Below are 15,711 nucleotides of genomic sequence, written 5' to 3'. Positions count from 1 at the left end.
TCTTTCGACGTATTACCTTGTAGGAGCCTACATGACGGTTCAAACCTTCATTCCGAATGGTGCCCCAGCTGCCTCAGAAAACACTGTCACCCAGCCAGCGCACACCCCAGCCATCGATGATTCAGTTAAAAAACTGTATATCGAAACGCAAGGGTGTCAGATGAATGAGTATGACAGTCATCGTATGGCAGATCTGCTGGGCGATTCCCATGGCTATGTGCTGACCACTGATCCTAAAGAAGCGGATATTCTGCTGATGAATACCTGCTCGATCCGTGAAAAGGCACAAGAAAAAGTATTCTCAGAATTGGGCCGCTGGCGCAAGCTGAAAGAAAAAAATCCGGATCTGATTATTGGTGTCGGTGGATGTGTGGCTTCTCAGGAAGGTGACAATATCCAGAAACGTGCCAATTATGTAGACATGATTTTTGGTCCGCAAACCCTGCACCGTTTACCGCAAATGCTGGACCAGCATTTTGAGCAGGTCGAAAAACCGAAAAAAGAAAAAATCAAGCTGGTGGATATTTCTTTCCCGGATATCGAAAAATTTGACTTCCTGCCTGAACCACGTGTTGAAGGTTATAAAGCCTTTGTTTCGATCATGGAAGGCTGTTCAAAATACTGTTCTTTCTGTGTAGTTCCATATACACGTGGCGAAGAAGTGTCTCGTCCACTGGATGACGTTCTGGCAGAAATTGCTGGCTTGGCAGAAAAAGGCGTGCGTGAGATTTCGCTGCTCGGTCAAAACGTAAATGGCTATCGCGGTGAAACCTTCGACGGTAAAATCTGTACTTTTGCCGATCTGTTACGCTTGGTTGCAGAAATTCCGGGTATTGGTCGTATTCGTTATACCACTTCGCATCCACTGGAATTCAACGATGATCTGATCCAGTGCTATCGTGACCTGCCACAAATGGTGTCACATCTGCATTTACCAGTACAAAGCGGTTCCAATGATGTCTTACAGGCGATGAAACGTAACCACACCATTGATGTGTATATCGAGAAAATCGAGAAACTACGTAAAGTTCGCCCAGACATGCATTTATCTTCAGACTTTATTATCGGCTTCCCGGGCGAAACCGATGAGAACTTCGAAGAAACCTATCAGTTTATTCAGGATCTGGATTTCGACCATTCTTATAGTTTTGTTTATTCCAAACGTCCGGGCACCCCTGCCGCAGAGCTGGAAGATACGACACCTGAACAGGTGAAAAAAGAACGCTTGGCCAAAGTTCAGGACTGGATTAAACAGTCCAGTATTCGTAAAACAGATGCCATGCTCGGTACAGTCCAGCGCGTACTGGTTGAGAAAGTTTCTGATAAAGATCCGAACGTTCTGGTCGGTACAGCAGACAACACCCGTTATGTCACCTTTATTGGCGATGCATCGTGGGTAGGACGTTTTGCAGAGATCGAAATTACCGAAATTAAAACTTTAAATTTAGTTTACGGTGAGCTCTTGAATCTTGAGCCTGACGTGGCGTAATGTAGAGCATATAACGTACACTTTTAAAAGGAACACTCTTGACTGCAACGATTCGACGTACAGTAGCTTTTCCTGGAATTTCGATGGACCGTTTACAAGCCGTCTTAGGTGCCTATAACGGTCATTTGAAACAAATTGAACAACGTTTAGACGTCAAAATTTCCCACCGAGGTGAAAGTTTCTTTATCGATGGTGGAATCGATGCCGTTGAGAGAGCCGAAATGCTCTTGCAACGTCTTCATGAAGAATCTGAACACAGCCAGCAGATCAGTGCAGATACTTTGCATATGATGATTCAAGGTAGCCAGACCGATCGTGAACTCCAGGAGAACCTGGAAGAACAGGAACATACCGGTCTGGACAATGTCTGGCTGCAGACTCGAAAAGGCCGAATCAATCCGCGCGGTGCCAACCAGAAACGTTATGTACAGCGTATTCTGCAAAGTGATATTTCCTTTGGTATTGGTCCTGCGGGTACTGGTAAAACCTATCTTGCCGTTGCAGCCGCTGTAGATATGCTGGAGCGTAATGAAATCCAGCGTATCCTACTGGTTCGTCCTGCAGTTGAAGCAGGTGAAAAACTCGGCTTCCTGCCGGGGGATTTAACCCAGAAGATCGACCCGTATTTGCGTCCCCTTTATGATGCCCTGTATGAAATGCTCGGCTTTGAAAAAGTGGCCAAGCTGATCGAACGTCAGATTATTGAAGTTGCACCGCTCGCCTATATGCGTGGTCGCACCCTGAATCATTCTTTTGTGATTCTGGATGAAGCCCAGAACACCACACCTGAACAGATGAAGATGTTCCTGACCCGTTTAGGGTTTGGTTCACGTGCAGTGATTACTGGTGATGTGACTCAAGTGGATTTACCACGTGGTCAGCAGTCTGGTCTGGCACATGCCTTACGTGTGATTGATAAAATCCCTGAGATTCATATTACCCGTTTCCATTCTCGTGACGTCGTGCGTCACCAGCTGGTTCAGAAAATTGTTGAAGCCTACGAAGGCTGGGACAGTGAACAGCAGCGTTTAAGCGCTGAGGCTCGTGCTGAGCGTAAAGCCCGTCAGGAAGCCTTGATAGCTGAGAATGATGCTGCGGCTGATGCACAGCATTAACGCTGCATTGTTATTTAATTTTTAAGGATTCACGTTGAAACTTAGTCTCTCCCTGCAACAGGACTTTCAGTCACCAGAATTGGTGCTGAAACGTGCCTATATTAAAAAAGTTGTAGAAACCACTTTGCGCCATATCGGCACCCAAAGTGATTGTGAAATTGGCATTGCCTGTGTCGATAATGATGAAAGTCATAAACTCAATCTGGAATATCGCGGCAAGGATAAACCGACCAATGTCCTATCTTTTCCAAGTGAACTTCCAGATGAAATGGCACAGGTTCTGGATGCTTTCCCGATCGGTGATCTGGTGATTTGTATTCCAGTAGTGCTGCGTGAAGCTGCTGAACAGGACAAAGCTCCACTGATCCATTTCACCCATATGCTGGTACATGGCACTTTACATCTGATGGGTTATGACCATGAAACTTCAGAGGAAGATGCTGAAGAAATGGAAGACATTGAGATCGAGATTCTGGACAAACTTGGTATTGCTAATCCCTATCTGGAAAGAGATTAAAATTCAACAATTAAAAAGCGGGCCAAGGCTCGCTTTTTTCATTTTATTCACTTCATAATAAGCTCAATTTAAGAAATAAAATAAAAACTACTATGCAATATGTCGTGATTTTCAAAGCGCGAATTAAAGAATTAGATCAGTGTTATTTTGAAACAGCCCAGCGAATGAGAGAAAGAGCCCTTTCACAATTTCATTGCCAGTATTTTGAAGCCTTAACCGAAGGTACTCAGGAAATTGCACTTTCTTACTGGAACAGTCTTCATGATACTCGCGCCTGGCATGCAGATGCTGAACATCAGGCCGCTCAAGAGCTAGGGAAAAATAGCTGGTATACATATTTCAGCGTGGAAGTCTGTGAAGTTTTACGGCGCTATGATGCACATTTAAATTAAATACTCATCGATCCTTATTTATTTTTTTCTTGATCTGTTCTTAGATACAGAGTTTTAAAAAATATCTGCTTACGCATTCATGATTTCCTCCAGAAATCCATAAGCACATAATGAACTTTAACAAAGAACTGTGCTTCAAAAATTTTAGGAGAACGTAATGAAAAGATTGTTCTCGACTGCATTACTTATTTTCTCTCCCTGGCTGTGTTCACTACTTTATGCCCACTCAATTCACATGTGCCCAAAAATCAAATTTCAACAGAACCAAAGCTTATGGGCAGGCCATTATTATTTAAACGGAGTTATGGAATTAGGTTCGGAGTTGCTTCTGCAAGCAGATGGTACCTTTAAATGGTATCTGGCCTATGGTGCTCTGGATCAATTTGCTGAAGGAACATGGTGGCAAAATAAAGAGTGTATTGGCTTAAAAGCAGATCCAAAGTACCAGGACTTGATGATATTTCCCAAATATCTAGCCATAGATGAAAACCATTTAAATGTAGTCTGAGACGATGGAACTCAGCAAGGTAGTTATATACAGGCGAAGCGCCCGGATTAACGCACCTCAAACTCCGCTTCAGCCGGATCAAAACGCCAGGTTCGAATGATTCGTAACTCGGAAATATCCGACATCTTGGCATCAAATGCTCCGAACGGTGCTGCCTTGCGTACTGAAGATTTTGCAGCTTCATCTAGCAAGCTATGTCCTGAACTGTCAATTAAGCGAATTGCACGGATTCCGCCGTTCTGGTTCAAGATCACCATCAAACGCACCTCTCCTGCCAGATTCTGCTGTTTGGCCGCGTCTGGATAATAGCGGTTACCATAGAACTCCACTTTTTGACGGAATTTTTCCAGATAAGCAGCAGAGACATCCTGTTTGGACTGGATGCCATCTACGGTTTTAATTTTTTGCTGACGACTGAAGTTTTGTTGTCGTTGCAGATATTGGGCTTCAAGACTGGCTACCATAGCGGCTTTGGCCTGAAACTGACTTTGTAACTGTTCCTGCATTTTTTTGCGCTGATTTTCTTCTGCCTGTTTTTGCCAGCTTAAAGTCGTCATCAGTACTTTTTCTTCAAAGCTTAATTCGCGCTGCTGTTGCAACATGTCCGGACTTTCTTGCTGCTCTTCTCCGGTCTTTTGCTCCATCAACGGTGCAGGCATATCGCTCGACATACGATGTGCTTCACGAAATTTACCTGAACCTTGCTGGTCAGTTTGAGCCAGAAAATCTGCATGCTCAATTTTTTCATCAGTTTGACGAATACTGACTGCAATTTCTTTAGTCATGCTCTCCTGATCTTGTGGCATACCAAATTCCAGCGTGAGAAAAATCACATGCAAAATAACAGCTGCAAATACGGCGCTATTAAAAATTGGATCTTTCCACCAGGCTTTGACCAGAGGCATTAATATCATGGTTGATCTCATCGCTACGAACCCAGACTTGAGTTCATCCCTCAAACAGCATTTTTAAAAATTAAAAAATAAACAGCTTTGCATTTTTCTTTTAAAAATGCCAAACCTATCAAATCTTCAACGTTACATAACTAAAACCCTAAAAATGGTGCTATTTATTTTGCTAAACTGCAAGCTGAAACTCTTGTATTTTTTATACAATTCGACAAGATACACTTCGAATTAAAACATATAGTTGCCAGGATGCTTAAAGATGCAAACGCTAATTTCCAATATTTCTAATAAAATTCGCCAAGCGTATCAAAAGGCGGAAGGATTTATTGAGGATGAACGCGAATTCCCTTTGTCTCAAGTTTTCCTGAATGCGACATTTCAACGTTTTGTCACTGACAATGTTTCCATGCTGAAAGATCTGCATGCCGATCTGCATGATGACTGGTTACGACTCTATGCCACGCTGGACTATAAAGGTCTGAACGTGACCTTATCGGTTGATTTAAAACTGGTGCAAATGGAGCTGAATAAGAATACGCAGCTCATCGTATTTGAACAGATCAGTGATACCCAGTTGATCGAAGCCAAATACCCAAATGTCTTTTATAAACTAGGGGTACGATTTGCCCTGTTTTTCTATCAGCGCGTGCTGAATAAGGATCCTCTTGGCATGATTCTGGAAAAACTCGGCGTCATTAAAGTAAAAGATGATTTATTGCATCTAGATCTGAATCGCTGGTTAGGTAAAAACCGCTCGGTGATTGAGACACTTGGTAAGGTTCATGTGAACCATGCAGTACTTCGTGAAGCTGAACTGGTCGTGATTGGTAATGTGAATCTTGCAGCCCTGTTCAGAAAGCTTTCTCAGGAAAAAGAAGAGAAATGGGACGAAGACGACATGGATGACAATAAAGTCACACCGATCAAACAGAAAGAACCGACTTAAACTGTGTGTAATTCAATACCTAAACAAACACGCCAGCAACTACATGAAATATACATTTTTATTGAAAATCTCCCTTCATTTTCCATATTTTGACCAAATAATAAAAAGTGGAAAGTGATCAATTTTATCTGAAATTACACAGGACAATTTTTTATGGCGAAAACTGTATTCAAAACTTTAGGTGTGACTGCAGGCTTGACTACCGCAATGGTACTTACTGGTTTATCCACCCAGACCTTCGCCATGGCGCCTTTCCAAGCCAATTATCAGTTTAGCTACAATGGAAAAAATATGGGTTCTGCTACCCGTACCTTGAGCAAATCTGGTAATAACTGGACCTATGTTTTTGCAGCCAAAGCAGGTGGTGTTGCTTCGGCGACTGAAACCAGCCGTTTCACTTTTAATAATGGCAAGATTGGTTCAAGCAGTTTCAGTCGTACCAGTAAGATTCTGGTGCATAGCAATACCATGAGTATTAACTTCAATCCTTCTAGCAAAACAATCAGTACCAAGAAAGATGATGAAAAACGTTCTTTTGCCTGGAGAGCGGATGTACTGGATGAGCTAAATGCTGAATTGCAGATTCGTGAAGACCTGAAAAATGGTGGTTTAAAATCGAATTACTACATTGCTGATGCCAAAGAGGTGGAAGGCCGTAAATTCGTCAAACAAGGTACAGAAACGGTAAGCACCAAATATGGTTCATTTAGTACCATTAAAGTAGTGATTAAGCACAACAAACCAGGCCGTGAAACTACTTTCTGGTTAGCACCGAAACTGGACTACTTACCAGTTAAAGTATCGCATGTCGATAAGAAAACCTCTTACGGTTTACTGCTGACCGGCTATAACGGTAAAACGAACTAAGGTTTTTTGGTGAATTTCGCTTGATTTTTTTTGGGTGCTTTTTACAATACGCTTTTGCTTTAAAAAGCACCTGCTCTTGAGGATTCTCCCGTGCACGCACTAGAACAGAAAATCTTAGCCGAAGGTATCGTTCTATCTGAAGAAGTTTTGAAAGTTGACTCTTTCTTAAATCACCAAATTGATCCAATCATGATGCAGCAAATTGGTCAGGAATTTGCGCGTCTGTTTAAAGATGCTGGTATTACCAAAATTATTACTATTGAAGCATCGGGTATTGCACCTGCAGTCATGGCAGGCTTAGAGCTTGGTGTTCCAGTGATTTTTGCACGTAAATACCAGTCTCTCACTTTAAAAGATGATTTATACCGTTCTAAAGTATTTTCATTTACCAAACAGACTGAAAGCACGATTGCCATTTCAAACAAACACATCAGCTCAACTGATAAAGTTTTAGTAATCGATGACTTCCTGGCAAATGGTCAGGCAGCACTTGGTCTTGCTGACTTGATTCATCAGGCGAATGCTGAAGTGGTAGGGATCGGAATTGTGATTGAAAAATCATTCCAGCCAGGCCGTGACCTGTTACTTGAAAAAGGTTACCGCGTTGAATCATTAGCGCGTGTGAAATCTTTGGCAAATGGTACTGTCGAATTTGTTCGCGATTAAGTTTACAAATGAATATTTTAAAGGGTGCTTCGGCACTCTTTTTTATTGGATTTTTTTAATTTCGGTTAGCTAAGAACAAATATAATCTACCTTAGATTCATCACCCTTTAGACAAAAAATGCCCGCCTAAACCCATAAAAAAGTGCATTGATACCTTAACCCTACATATTAATCGTCTTATCCAGCAAAAAATTATAAAAGTGGAAAATGCATGTATTTACAACTCAGCTAAACTTCTCTGAATAAAATTCCACTAGAATCAAATTGGTATGGAATGTTCCTGACTTCAATATTCAGAACCGACATACTGTTAAGCCGGATGTGTTGGATAGCTACTGGTCTAAGTAAGATCCCATGTCACACATTTGCTTAAAATGAATAAATACTAATCGCTGATGGAAAATCCTATGCAATGTCCTAAATGTGGTTCAATGGAAATTGAGCTACGTGATCACGAAAAGAATTTGAAAAAAATTGGTGGTATTTTAATGACCTCAGCCGGTGCCACGGCCGGTACAGTGGGTGGCGCAGCCTCTGGCGCTTCAATTGGCGCTGCCATTGGTACAGTCGCAGGTCCTTTAGGGGTAATTGTAGGCGGCACGGTTGGAACCTTCGTAGGCGCAATCAGCGTAGGCATTACTGGGGGCGTGGTCGGAAACTTCTTAGGTAAAAAAGCAGGCGTTTCAGTAGATCGTAATCTGTTTCTGGATTATCAGTGTCTGAATTGCAAACACAGATTCAGTCAAAAAGATCAAAAAGATCAAAAAGATCAAAAAGATCAAAAAGATCAAAAAGATCAAAAAGAAGATTAATAAAATCAAGGAAATGAAGCTGATTCTTCATTTCCTTTTTTAATTAATTTCTTAAGCCTGATAGAGTTTTAAAGCAACTTCGGCCAGACGTTTACCCTGTACTTCACACAAAATTTTCTCATCCTGGCTTAAGCCTTGGTCATGTCGTGGGCCACTAACATGACTTGCGCCATAAGGCGTGCCACCACTTTTAGTATTAGACAAAGCTGGTGTCGCATTGCTTAATCCCATGATCATCATGCCATGATGAAACAATGGCGGTAGCATCGTCAGTAAAGTACTTTCCTGTCCGCCATGCATTGAGCCTGACGCGGTAAAAACACAGGCTGGCTTACCATGCAAAGCACCATTCAGCCATAAGCTGGTGGTCTGGTCCCAAAAGTATTTCATTTCTGAAGCCATATTTCCAAACCGGGTAGGTGAACCTAATGCCAAAGCTGAACACTGGGCAAGATCATCTAAAGTACAGTAGATATCGCCTTCTGCCGGAATACTCGGTTCTGCTTCTTTCACCACCGTCGCAATATTCGGAACAGTACGAATTTTTACAGCCATCCCTGCTGCTTCAACACCATTCGCAATCAGATGTGCCATTTCTTTGGTTGAGCCATATTTGCTGTAATATAAAACAAGGACATAAGGTTGCATAAAGTTCTTATTCATTACTTAAAAAAATAAAACTATACGGTATTTCGCAACTTTTTTGGGTAAGCTGAAGAATGAAAATTCATGATGAATAAAAAAATTGAGATTGAAAGCGCATGATCGTTGAATATTTAAAGAAGTTACCTTTTTATGAAAAACACTGGTTTCAATTTATTTTATTTGTACTACGGCGTTTTGAGGCTGACCGGTGTCGTGAGCAGGCAGGTTCACTGACCTATACCACCCTGTTTGCGGTAGTCCCTATGCTGACCGTTTTTTTGGTCATTATCTCTTCAATCAAAGCATTGGAACCGGCAAGACAACAGCTCCAACAACTGATCTATAGTAACTTTCTACCTAAAACGACCATCGCCTTCGATAAAGCGCTCAATGCCTTCACGGAGAAGTCCAGCAATTTAACTATTATCGGTATTCTTTTCTTATTCATTACCACAGTACTGATGCTCAGTAGCATCGAAACGGTCTTTAATCGGATCTGGCGTGTGACTGAAACCCGCGGTGGCATTATCGGTTTTATGCGTTACTGGACTATTATTTCACTCGGTCCAATTTTGCTGGGCAGCGCCTTTGTAATTTCTTCTACTTTGGCTTCCATGAATATTCTCAGTAACAACTTTGCCGGTTATGAACTGGATGGCGCCTTTATTCTCTGGGTAATTTCGTTTTCTCTGACCGTGCTTGGCTTTTTTATTCTGAACTGGACTATTCCTAATCGGAGTGTACCACTCAAATCTGCTTTTATTGCCGGCCTGTTTAGTGCCATCGTCTTCGAGCTGCTGAAAAACCTGTTCGGCTTTTTGATGTCAAACTTTACCAGTTATGAAATTGTTTACGGAGCTTTCGCAGCTGTCCCTATTTTCCTGCTCTGGATTTATCTGTCGTGGATTATTGTATTGTTGGGCGTGGAAATCAGCTATGCCCTGACTGCATTCGAATCTGGACAGGACAATAAGCGCCATCCGATCGTCATGTTACTTGATCTATTAGAGTTATTTTATAAAAAGCAGAAAACTGGGGAAAGTGTCAGTGAAGCACAGGCACTGGAAGTTTTGGGACGGGATGAAATTGGACGCTGGCCAAGTTATGTCAGCATGTTTGAAAAACAGAATCTGATTAAACGCACGGATGATAATGAATATGTGTTGGTACGCGATCTAGATCAGGTCAGCTTCTGGAATTTTTATCTACAGCTTCCTTATCCTTTACCGCGCAAACAGCATCTGACTGATGTGCATACTGATGATCTCTGGATGCAAAAATTCTCACCCAAGCTGAATGAAACTGATCAATTTCTGGAAGAAAAACTCAATTTTCCATTATCAGAACTGTTCCGCAGTAAATAAATTTAATCCTCTCTTTTGAGAGGATTTTTAAGTAGATTGATTTGATTTTCAGCGGATAATCGTCCTTGCTGTCATTAAAGCTATACTTATCCAAAAACCAGGTGTCGTTATTTTCATTGACCATCTTTTTATATAGATGTCTGAGTCTTGATCTGAGGCTCAGGCTTCTTTAACCATCCTTGTAAACTCACCAGAATCACGCCCAGCATTACCATACAGGTCCCTACAATAAAACTGATCTCGACATGCTCATTTAGAATTAACACACCAAACAGCATGCCAAAAACTGGAGTTAAAAAGGAAAACACCCCTAAACGTGAAGCCAGATAATGTTTTAGCATCCAGAACCAGATTAAATAACTGGCAAAGGAAATCACCACCGTATGAAAAATCAGGCTGGAAATCGACAAAGTTGTCCATTGAATACTGGCTTGCCCAGTCAAAAAGGACAAAGGCAACAATACCATGCCAGCGATCAGCAATTGATAGAATAAGGTCTGGGTTGCAGGCGCTTCAGCCAGCGAGCTCAAACGTACACTCACGGTCGTGGCTGCCCAGAATACACCAGCCAGTAATGCCAGAAAATCTCCCCATAAGGCATGAGATTGTAAAGCAGATCCTGTCTGCGGGCGTAGCAGGAAACTCACTACAATACCACTAAAGGCAAGAAAAATTCCGCTCCATTGTACATGAGACAAACGTTCCGCCGGCAGTTTCCAATGCAAGCCTAAAGCCACAAAAATCGGTGCAGTATAGAGCAAGACAATGGTATGCGAAGCTGAGGTATAACGCAGTGCCTCACCCACCAGATAAAATTCAGCGGCAAACAGCACACCCACCAGTAAACCCACAGACAAGTATCGTGCACTCCAAAGCTGACGGCGCACACTCTGCTGAATTAAAGGATAAACCATAAATACAGATAAGGCTGAACGTAATGCAATTTGCATCAGGGCAGAAATATCACTGGTCGCCCATTTCAGCACGACCTGCTGCACCCCCCCCAACATACATAGTACAAACATAATGGCAGATGCTTTGACATCTAGTGCCTGACGATGATTCAAAAAATATAGTCCTGTTCTCGATTTGAGCCGCTACATACTAGAAATGTTAGAAGTAGAAGATATACTTCAAAACAGATCAATGAGGGGGTGATTCAGTTAAGAATGGGGATGCATAAAAAACGATTTAGACACTACCCAATCTATATCTAGAAACCGAATGGCAACCGCGTCTGATCAATTTGATAAATTATCCCTTGCTCATTACACTTTTCTAAGCAAAATAAAGGAGCCCTTCGGCTCCTTGATCTCAAAAATTCGGTCTTACTTTACAAATGTCGTCCAGACATAATCCTGATTTTGGCCTTTTAGGGTCATTTTCAATTGATCACCCGATTGCAAGGCAGCCACCCCTGCTGGTGTACCGGTCATGACCACATCGCCTTCTTCAAGTGTAAATACTTGACTAATGTCTGCCAATAAAGTTGCAATATCAAAAATCAATAAAGCTGTATCGCCTTTTTGACGCAGCTCATCATTGATCTCCAGCGTATAGTGCACATCTTTCCAGTCAGCAATCACATCGCCTACTGGCATCCAGTCAGCAAGTACACAAGAACCATCAAAAGCTTTGGCCCGTTCCCAAGGTTGACCTTTTTTCTTCAGGTCATCCTGCAGATCACGTAAGGTCAGATCCAGACCTAAAGTCACAGCGCCAATTGCCTGCAAAACTTTGGCAGGATCATTTTCCTTGCTTAAGGTACGGTCAATACGCAAACTTAGTTCACACTCATAATGACAGTTACCCCAGTCCGGATTCCATTCAATACCAGCATCCAGTGATGTCAAAGCACTCGGTGGCTTGATAAACAGTACAGGACGATCAGGTACCGCATTTCCAAGCTCTTTGGCATGGTCAGCATAACTGCGACCGACACAAACAATTTTCGATGGACGTATACTCATGATCTCTTTCCTGTTCTTGATCTGTCTTATTTCTTGAAGGTATTTTCGAAAATGCTTTGCTCAGTACCATCTTTAAAGGCACGTTTTGGCACAATCACCACTGTACGGTTTTTCAGTTCCAGCATATAGGTCAGCTTGCCGATGGCAAAACTTTGTACTTCATTATAATGCACGACCTTGCTACGCTCGTTATTGAAAATTTCTGCATAGTCCTGAAACAGGTCAATGCCCTGTTCACTTTTTTCAAACTGATATTTTACAAACTGGCGCTTAAACATCATCGGCAGGAACCAGTAGCGCATGATACCCTGCAGAATCAGGAAGAAGGCACCCAAAGCCACATAATAACGACCAACCCCATTCAGGCCCATTGAAAAGCCCCAGATAATAATTCCGATGCTGACCAAAGGCGTTAGAAAGCGTGAAATCTGTTTTTTACCAAAAGTGGCCAGGGCAAATCCATCCTGAGATTCTTCTAGAGTGAGATAATAACGGGTGGATAAAGTCGGTGCTGACTCAGTCATAGCATCACATCAAAAATATAAAATCCTGACCCATACTATATCAAAATATGCTTAAAACTCATGGCTTATGCTATCAATTACATAACTTTGCTTTGGAAATAACTGAATTTAGTTTTAAATAAATCATTATAAAAACAAAAAACACACAATAGGATATTGGATGAAAGGATTAATCCCCTATTTGCTGATGAGTAGCACCTTATTTGCAATCTCACCGGCTTTCGCAAAAATAACGCCATGGACCCCTAATCTGCCAAGCAGTCTTGATGTATTTCAAGGCAATTCTCAGCAACTGGCCGAACTCACTGGCGAGCGTATCCTGATTTATGCGCATCCCGCCGGCAAAACCCATCTACCGACTTTTAAAACAGCTTCTAGTAGCAAATCCCAGTTTTACAGTGCGGCTGTGGTCTTACCTACATCCGAAGCACAAGTCGAAAAATTATTGCAACATTATCCGAATTATGTCAGCCTGTTTCCGACCCTAAAATCCGCCAAAATAATTGAGCAGCAAGGGAGCATTCAACAAGTCAAATATCAGGTGCATATTCCTACCCCAATTCCAGTCTTAAATTTTAAAGAAACTGTGGTGATGCAGCATCATCTGGAAAATAACAGTATCAGCACACTGATTCTGGATGCGCCAATTCCCTATGGGGCCGGAAAGCTGGAATGGTTTGCACTGGGTCCCAATAAAACCTTAATGACAGTAACGCAATGGGGCGATCTAAACCAGCCACAAGGTTTTCTGTTTAGCAAGATTCTAAATGCCCTACCGGAAGCCAAACTCGGCATTCCCGCCGGCACCAATGCCTTTCTGCTTGAAGCTTTACAACAGCGCTTTAAATATCCTGCTGCCGTAGCTTTAAATACGGCAGTGCCCCAGGTTCAGCTCAGTAATCAGCAAACCCAGAAAATTGCCCAGCTCAGTCAGAAATCAGGACAGCCAGTCAGCTTTATTTTGCCCAATTATCAGGTCAAGGCCGGTAAAGATTCAGAAAATCTAAGATTCAGTACCACCTATCAATATTTCTCGCATCCGACTGAGAAGCTGCAGCCCTGGTTATCGGCTCAGGCCAGCCAGAAACTCTTTCCACGACAAATCAAAAAAGTGGAACTGAATCCAGTCAACCCGCAAAGTATTGATGCTAACTACAAGGTATCAGTCGGCTTGGGCGTCATTCAGATTCCCTTTAATTTTAAAATGCGTTTTGAACAGCCAAATACCTTACAAAACCAGTTCTATGCCAATGGCGGAGATTTAAAATTTGTACGGGGTGGAATGAAGCTTTTGCATCAATCTCAGGGAACGCTATTCCAGATCACCAGTTCTATGAAAATTCATGATCAGGCGCCATTCTTACTGAAAGCTATGCGTAGCCTTCCCTATCATGACATGTTGCCGGCTGTTGGTGGCAATACGGTCTACGCCTTGAAGATACAGCGGAAATTAAAATCTTAAGTTCATTTCTAATTATTGGTTTTTTATATGAAAAATTAAAAAACTACAGATGTAAAAAAACCGCATCAATGTGCGGTTTTTTCAGAATTCTTTATCAAGATTGGTGCGCTCAGAGAGATTCGAACTCCCGACCCCTTAGTTCGTAGCCAAGTGCTCTATCCAGCTGAGCTATGAGCGCGACGTCTTGATGGAGTGCATTATATAGAGTTTTCAGTACTTGTTAAGTGTTTTTTAATAAAATCATAACCGAACGTACAGTAATTAAACGATACTGCAATATTTCAGTTTTTTTGATGAAAATTCCTGCGGATTTAGAGTTAAAAACAATAACCCAGACTTGGCAAATTCTAGAATCGACCAAATTGATTTTTAATTGCCTCATATTCATTTGTTCACAGCCTAATGGAGCTATTCAACCAGACCAGTTTTAACCTCGCCTGCCCGCTGATAACCGCTCAATACCACGCCATTTGAGGTAACTTGATGATCTGTCAGTGCAAATGCTGCCGGCGTAGAGTCTTCGGCACATAGACGTTTTCCTTTGCCCAATATTACAGGAAAGGTCATTAAATAGAGTTCATCCACAAGATCATGCTTAAAAAGTGCCTGTGCCACTGCGGCACTGCCATACACCCGAAGATCCTCCTCCCCTGAAGCCTTCAGGTTAACGATTTCATCAATACTTTTTAGAAAGATCGTATTTTGCCAGTCCGAGTGATCCAAACTGGTGGATAGCACATATTTATTTACTTCATTAATTCCTGGCCAGTCTTCAGCATGCTTCGGCCAGTAAGGTCCAAAAATCTGAAGGGTATTCTTACCAATCAAAATATCGGTAGACTGCATCCATTTTTGCATGATGTGATCAAATGCTGAATCGGGTTCAGCACTAAAATACGGCGCCACCCAGCCACCATATTGAAAGCCACCCGATGTATCTTCTTCCGGACCGCCGGGTGCCTGCATTACACCGTCTAGAGTCAGAAATTCCTGGACAATGATTTTTCTCATCACGCTGCCCTTATTATTATTGAGTCATCTAGGATTTATTTTTAGCATGTGTTTGAGGCGGATTCTGTAAATTTTAGGCACAAAAAAACCGCAACATGTGCGGTTCATTGTTCAAGTTGGTGCGCTCAGAGAGATTCGAACTCCCGACCCCTTAGTTCGTAGCCAAGTGCTCTATCCAGCTGAGCTATGAGCGCGACATAAGTAAAGTGGCGGTGAGAGAGGGATTCGAACCCTCGATACAGTTACCCGTATGCGTCCTTAGCAGGGACGTGGTTTCAGCCACTCACCCATCTCACCGTAACGTGCCGCCATAATACAAATTTCGGCATAGCACTGCAAGCACAGCTTGAAAAAAAACTGCATATTTTTGCTCGTTTAAATACTTTTTAAACAATTTCCCTGTTTTTAGTCATTTAAGTCCTGAAAAACCCGATAAATTCCCAGTTATCTAAAATTAGCCAAAAATCGAAAACTTAAACAGATTATTGCAATCATTTACGTGCAGTCTGCACTGA

17 protein-coding genes and 3 tRNA genes are annotated in these 15,711 nt (G+C 42.1%); 11 read left to right on the top strand and 9 right to left on the bottom strand.

Going from position 1 to position 15,711, the window contains the following annotated elements; translation table 11 throughout:
• Window positions 1-31: 31 nt before the first annotated feature.
• The 5 genes from miaB to F897_RS05230 all read left to right on the top strand — a co-directional run bounded on the left by miaB (window position 32) and on the right by F897_RS05230 (window position 4,021).
• Window positions 32-1,489: a tRNA (N6-isopentenyl adenosine(37)-C2)-methylthiotransferase MiaB gene (gene miaB / locus F897_RS05250; protein WP_005233804.1), complete on the top strand. Its 1,458-nt coding sequence runs from the start codon at window positions 32-34 to the stop codon at window positions 1,487-1,489.
• Window positions 1,490-1,527: 38 nt separating this feature from the next.
• Entirely contained in the window at window positions 1,528-2,604 is a 1,077-nt protein-coding gene (locus tag F897_RS05245) for a PhoH family protein (RefSeq protein WP_004786823.1), read from the top strand.
• Between the two features lie 34 nt (window positions 2,605-2,638).
• Complete coding sequence (ybeY, locus tag F897_RS05240; RefSeq protein WP_005233802.1) at window positions 2,639-3,121, top strand: rRNA maturation RNase YbeY; 483 nt, start codon at window positions 2,639-2,641, stop codon at window positions 3,119-3,121.
• Between the two features lie 92 nt (window positions 3,122-3,213).
• Window positions 3,214-3,513, top strand: coding sequence for an antibiotic biosynthesis monooxygenase family protein (locus tag F897_RS05235; RefSeq protein ID WP_005233800.1), 300 nt, complete (start codon window positions 3,214-3,216; stop codon window positions 3,511-3,513).
• Between the two features lie 157 nt (window positions 3,514-3,670).
• Window positions 3,671-4,021 carry a hypothetical protein gene (locus tag F897_RS05230; protein ID WP_005233798.1) on the top strand — a complete coding sequence of 117 codons (351 nt, stop codon included), beginning with the start codon at window positions 3,671-3,673 and terminating at the stop codon, window positions 4,019-4,021.
• A gap of 47 nt (window positions 4,022-4,068) precedes the next feature.
• Here the strand turns inward: F897_RS05230 and F897_RS05225 are convergent, their stop codons facing one another.
• Window positions 4,069-4,926, bottom strand: coding sequence for an energy transducer TonB (locus tag F897_RS05225; protein WP_171065445.1), 858 nt, complete (start codon window positions 4,924-4,926; stop codon window positions 4,069-4,071).
• A 262-nt stretch (window positions 4,927-5,188) separates the two neighbouring features.
• Between F897_RS05225 and F897_RS05220 the strand changes: the two genes are divergently transcribed.
• The 4 genes from F897_RS05220 (at window position 5,189) to F897_RS05205 (ending at window position 8,220) form a co-directional block, all read left to right on the top strand.
• Window positions 5,189-5,875 carry a hypothetical protein gene (locus F897_RS05220; RefSeq protein ID WP_004786832.1) on the top strand — a complete coding sequence of 229 codons (687 nt, stop codon included), beginning with the start codon at window positions 5,189-5,191 and terminating at the stop codon, window positions 5,873-5,875.
• A 207-nt stretch (window positions 5,876-6,082) separates the two neighbouring features.
• Window positions 6,083-6,742 carry a DUF3108 domain-containing protein gene (locus F897_RS05215; RefSeq protein WP_373686180.1) on the top strand — a complete coding sequence of 220 codons (660 nt, stop codon included), beginning with the start codon at window positions 6,083-6,085 and terminating at the stop codon, window positions 6,740-6,742.
• Between the two features lie 90 nt (window positions 6,743-6,832).
• Window positions 6,833-7,408, top strand: coding sequence for a xanthine phosphoribosyltransferase (locus tag F897_RS05210; protein WP_005233791.1), 576 nt, complete (start codon window positions 6,833-6,835; stop codon window positions 7,406-7,408).
• A gap of 395 nt (window positions 7,409-7,803) precedes the next feature.
• Entirely contained in the window at window positions 7,804-8,220 is a 417-nt protein-coding gene (locus F897_RS05205) for a hypothetical protein (protein ID WP_164071337.1), read from the top strand.
• Between the two features lie 51 nt (window positions 8,221-8,271).
• On the opposite strand, the gene wrbA is transcribed toward F897_RS05205, so the two are convergent.
• A complete protein-coding gene (gene wrbA, locus F897_RS05200) occupies window positions 8,272-8,868 on the bottom strand; it encodes an NAD(P)H:quinone oxidoreductase (RefSeq protein ID WP_005233787.1) in 597 nt (198 codons plus the stop codon).
• A gap of 113 nt (window positions 8,869-8,981) precedes the next feature.
• Here wrbA and F897_RS05195 point away from each other — a divergent pair, with 113 nt between their 5' ends.
• Window positions 8,982-10,229 carry a YihY family inner membrane protein gene (locus F897_RS05195; protein ID WP_005233785.1) on the top strand — a complete coding sequence of 416 codons (1,248 nt, stop codon included), beginning with the start codon at window positions 8,982-8,984 and terminating at the stop codon, window positions 10,227-10,229.
• Window positions 10,230-10,357: 128 nt separating this feature from the next.
• Here F897_RS05195 and F897_RS05190 read toward each other — a convergent pair whose 3' ends face one another.
• From F897_RS05190 to F897_RS05180, 3 genes are all read right to left on the bottom strand, one after another.
• Window positions 10,358-11,296, bottom strand: coding sequence for a DMT family transporter (locus tag F897_RS05190; RefSeq protein ID WP_005233783.1), 939 nt, complete (start codon window positions 11,294-11,296; stop codon window positions 10,358-10,360).
• A gap of 261 nt (window positions 11,297-11,557) precedes the next feature.
• Window positions 11,558-12,199, bottom strand: a complete 642-nt coding sequence (locus F897_RS05185; protein ID WP_005233782.1) for a fumarylacetoacetate hydrolase family protein — start codon at window positions 12,197-12,199, stop codon at window positions 11,558-11,560.
• A 26-nt stretch (window positions 12,200-12,225) separates the two neighbouring features.
• Window positions 12,226-12,723: a YcxB family protein gene (locus F897_RS05180; protein ID WP_005233780.1), complete on the bottom strand. Its 498-nt coding sequence runs from the start codon at window positions 12,721-12,723 to the stop codon at window positions 12,226-12,228.
• Window positions 12,724-12,883: 160 nt separating this feature from the next.
• Between F897_RS05180 and F897_RS05175 the strand changes: the two genes are divergently transcribed.
• A complete protein-coding gene (locus F897_RS05175) occupies window positions 12,884-14,185 on the top strand; it encodes an SRPBCC family protein (RefSeq protein ID WP_005233777.1) in 1,302 nt (433 codons plus the stop codon).
• Between the two features lie 101 nt (window positions 14,186-14,286).
• Here F897_RS05175 and F897_RS05170 read toward each other — a convergent pair.
• From F897_RS05170 to F897_RS05155, 4 genes are all read right to left on the bottom strand, one after another.
• Window positions 14,287-14,363: transfer RNA gene (locus F897_RS05170), tRNA-Arg, on the bottom strand.
• A 230-nt stretch (window positions 14,364-14,593) separates the two neighbouring features.
• Entirely contained in the window at window positions 14,594-15,196 is a 603-nt protein-coding gene (locus tag F897_RS05165; RefSeq protein WP_005233766.1) for a dihydrofolate reductase family protein, read from the bottom strand.
• A 117-nt stretch (window positions 15,197-15,313) separates the two neighbouring features.
• Window positions 15,314-15,390, bottom strand: a tRNA-Arg gene (locus F897_RS05160).
• 13 nt (window positions 15,391-15,403) lie between these two features.
• A tRNA-Ser gene (locus F897_RS05155) sits at window positions 15,404-15,493 on the bottom strand.
• Window positions 15,494-15,711 lie beyond the last annotated feature (218 nt).

The organism is Acinetobacter variabilis (assembly GCF_000369625.1).
In the GTDB taxonomy this organism is placed as follows: Bacteria; Pseudomonadota; Gammaproteobacteria; order Pseudomonadales; family Moraxellaceae; genus Acinetobacter; species Acinetobacter variabilis.
This window is presented reverse-complemented; position numbering and strand designations above follow the sequence as displayed.

Excerpts from the sequence above, each read along its gene's own strand:
- miaB (WP_005233804.1), top strand. The coding sequence starts at position 32 with ATGACGGTTCAAACCTTCATTCCGAATGGTGCCCCAGCTGCCTCAGAA.
- F897_RS05235 (WP_005233800.1), top strand. The coding sequence starts at position 3,214 with ATGCAATATGTCGTGATTTTCAAAGCGCGAATTAAAGAATTAGATCAG.
- F897_RS05230 (WP_005233798.1), top strand. The coding sequence starts at position 3,671 with ATGAAAAGATTGTTCTCGACTGCATTACTTATTTTCTCTCCCTGGCTG.
- F897_RS05225 (WP_171065445.1), bottom strand. The coding sequence starts at position 4,926 with ATGCCTCTGGTCAAAGCCTGGTGGAAAGATCCAATTTTTAATAGCGCC.
- F897_RS05220 (WP_004786832.1), top strand. The coding sequence starts at position 5,189 with ATGCAAACGCTAATTTCCAATATTTCTAATAAAATTCGCCAAGCGTAT.
- F897_RS05215 (WP_373686180.1), top strand. The coding sequence starts at position 6,083 with ATGGTACTTACTGGTTTATCCACCCAGACCTTCGCCATGGCGCCTTTC.
- F897_RS05205 (WP_164071337.1), top strand. The coding sequence starts at position 7,804 with ATGGAAAATCCTATGCAATGTCCTAAATGTGGTTCAATGGAAATTGAG.
- wrbA (WP_005233787.1), bottom strand. The coding sequence starts at position 8,868 with ATGCAACCTTATGTCCTTGTTTTATATTACAGCAAATATGGCTCAACC.
- F897_RS05195 (WP_005233785.1), top strand. The coding sequence starts at position 8,982 with ATGATCGTTGAATATTTAAAGAAGTTACCTTTTTATGAAAAACACTGG.
- F897_RS05185 (WP_005233782.1), bottom strand. The coding sequence starts at position 12,199 with ATGAGTATACGTCCATCGAAAATTGTTTGTGTCGGTCGCAGTTATGCT.
- F897_RS05180 (WP_005233780.1), bottom strand. The coding sequence starts at position 12,723 with ATGACTGAGTCAGCACCGACTTTATCCACCCGTTATTATCTCACTCTA.
- F897_RS05175 (WP_005233777.1), top strand. The coding sequence starts at position 12,884 with ATGAAAGGATTAATCCCCTATTTGCTGATGAGTAGCACCTTATTTGCA.
- F897_RS05165 (WP_005233766.1), bottom strand. The coding sequence starts at position 15,196 with ATGAGAAAAATCATTGTCCAGGAATTTCTGACTCTAGACGGTGTAATG.